At 46.0% G+C, this 2,913-nt stretch carries 3 protein-coding genes; all 3 read left to right on the forward strand.

The window, feature by feature from the left end:
- Positions 1-10 precede the first annotated feature (10 nt).
- A complete protein-coding gene (locus FJZ26_05240; GenBank protein MBM3229810.1) occupies positions 11-607 on the forward strand; it encodes a hypothetical protein in 597 nt (198 codons plus the stop codon).
- A 45-nt stretch (positions 608-652) separates the two neighbouring features.
- The gene (locus FJZ26_05245; protein MBM3229811.1) at positions 653-1,600 is read left to right on the forward strand and encodes a hypothetical protein; all 948 of its coding nucleotides are present in this window, start codon (positions 653-655) and stop codon (positions 1,598-1,600) included.
- Between the two features lie 44 nt (positions 1,601-1,644).
- The coding region (locus FJZ26_05250; protein ID MBM3229812.1) for a hypothetical protein at positions 1,645-2,913 on the forward strand (1,269 nt) is incomplete at its 3' end.

Consider the following 2,913-nt stretch of genomic DNA (forward strand, 5'->3'; position numbering starts at 1 on the left):
CAAGGCGACGATGCTTACTTTTTTCCTGCCTGCAGGAATTGCCCTTAGGGGGCTGCCTGTCACAAGAAGGCTTGGCTCAAGCCTAATCGCCTTTGCACTTGCCTGCTATTTTGTCTACCCTATGTCCCTTATCCTCAACCAGGCGATTTACGAAAACTCCGACCCGATAAACTTCCAAAGCTACCAGAACCTTATTGACATATGCGACAAGAACAAAGGCGGTTTTAGCAGTTTTCTAGATTGGCTGAAGGACAAGACGACTGTGACAAATGACAGCTACTTTGGCCAGACAGTGCAGCACGAGGAGCCGGGAATATTCTTCAAGATTGTCAAGTGGTTTGGAAATTTGATTAAATCAACAATAGCGGCGCTGCAGACAGTCGCAAGCTTCACCTCGGAGTTTTTCTATCTTTTTATTGACGTCCGTAGGGCATCTGCGCAGATTTACAGCCTTGTGATAGAACAGATGACGCCTGCCATGCAATTCATGGTTTTTTCGATATTTGTCCCAATTCTTAACATAATTGTCACAGTCACGGCTTACAGGAGCCTCGCATCAGCCCTGGGCGGAGAAGAGGAGATATTCGGACTGTCAAAGATTGTCTGAATATAGCCATCAAGATAATGCAACAACAACTCATGAAGTGAGCCAATGCCAATAGCCTGCGTGGGATTCAACATTGACACGGCCGCGTTCTTCGGCCTTAGCACTGCAACAATGATTTTTATCATTGCACTGATTTTCATGGTCTCGCAGATTTTCAAAAAAACCGAATGGGAGACATACGCAAAAATTGAGATTCACCAGGTTCTCACTTCTGTAATACTCATGGTTTTTATCTATGTTATCGGGGGGTTTTTCTGCCAGTCCGCAGTTGCTCTTGCAGGCGGCGACCCGTTTGAGATTGCAAACAAGTATCTGAACATTCTTATCTATAAGGTGACCATCCCAAGTGTCTACAAGCTAAATACAGTGGTTATTTCAATGCAGACCATTGCAGGGCTTCAAAGCAAGTTTGGTGCAGGCGCCTGGGGCTACACTTATCCTCTTTTTCCTGGGGCGCACATGGTTGAAAGCGCCGTTGAGTTCGTGCTTTACATATTGACCCCGTTTACCGCAAGCCTTGTAGTACAGCAGGTTGGCCTGGAGCTGATAAAAGGAGTTATGTTCACACTTGTGCTGCCTGCAGGAGTTCTTCTCCGCGTATTTCCACCTACGCGGGATGCCGGGGTGTTTCTCATAGCCACGGCACTGGCGTTTTATGTTGTTTTCCCAATGACTTACGTAATGCACGCACAGGTGATGACATATCTTATTGAAAACCACACTGACTTGAGTTGGAAGGAGGATTTTAGGAAATACATTTCAGGGCAGGATGTCAATGGGGCAAAAATTACCCAGCCATTGACACTTGACGAGGATGACCTGGCAGACATGACCAATTACGGGGGCTTGTTTAACATGGATGCAATTTTCCGGCCACTCCAGCTCCTTGCATATACCATCATCCAGGCAATATTCCTCCCTGCACTTTCAATGATAATAACAACCACATTCATCAAGACAACGTCCAAATTCATAAGCCAAAAACTTGAGTAGGAAAAATAAGCCAAAACCTGGACAGGAAAAAGGGGAAAATAAACATGAAACATGCGCATTACATTGTTGCTGCGATGCTGGGCCTTTTCCTATTTGGCTGCATTGCCTCGCCGCCTTCTTACAGGGCAACACCCCAGCTAAGCCAATTTTTCAGCGGCTGGCAGGTAATAGCGATGTTTGGCGCCATGATTTCCCTCATGCTTGTTGCAATTGGCTACATGATTTCAAGCATTTTCCAGGACGAGATGCTCAAAACAAGGGTCAAATCCGAGTTTTCCCAGGTCATTTTCTCAGTGATAATAATACTTTTTGCCGGAATCCTGATTGGGGTAGCTGAAACTACGATAAAGACCGTTACGCAAATGGACCCCCAGGCCGCGATTATCTGCGACCCGGCAAATTCAGGCGGCGCTCCCTGCCATATTGCCCTTTCAAGAAACTACCTGACAATAATTTTTGAAACTGCTAAGGCCGCCAACCTCAGGCTTTTGATGCTTTACTCATTCATTTCAACTGTAAGCAGCGGCGGGATTGAATACAGGGTTCTTATAGACCCTGTGCCCATGTTTAACTTCTCCCCTTTTGCAGGCGGTGCAATGGGGGCGGAAATGATTGGAATTATTTTCGACATGCAAATCAAGCTTATGATGTTCACAAGGTTCCAGACGCTTCTTTTGGACATGATTTACCAGTCAATATTCCCGATTCTACTTTTCACCGGAATCATACTCAGGACGTTTTTCTTCACAAGGAAGCTTGGCGGCCTTCTGATGGCAATAGCCCTGAGCATCTACCTTGTGCTTCCAATGATGTACACTTTTGCAGGCTACATTTTGTTTGCATCTTCAGGGAGCACATCAAATGCCCTGTTATTCAACATGAACTTTGATCCAAGCAGGCTTCCAGTAGTCGGGGAGGAAAGCGGCGTGGATGTATATGATGTAAACTCCGTCAACGCAAAAAAAATAGACATAGGAAGGTGTGCTGACCAGTCTTCGATTTTTGTCTTTTCTTCCAGAAGCGCGATGGTTGGGGGAGTACAGGGGCCGGTCAATTCAGGAACCCTTTCTGCCCTTTCCCCAAACGATGTGCTTTTTGACAGGGATTTGAAACCCAGACTTGCAATAACAACCATTAAGGAGAGGGAAATCGACCCTGCCAGGGGCCTTGTTGCAATCAATGTCACATCAGCCGCCGGTTATGATTATACAATAAGAAGCGGGGAAAGTAATGGGGACTATTTACTTGGAGTATACCAGAAAAACGAACCTGCCTCAACCCTTTCAGTCCTGACAAACCTCTGGCAAAGCCTA

Source organism: Candidatus Parvarchaeota archaeon, assembly GCA_016866895.1.
Classification (GTDB): Archaea; Micrarchaeota; Micrarchaeia; order Anstonellales; family VGKX01; genus VGKX01.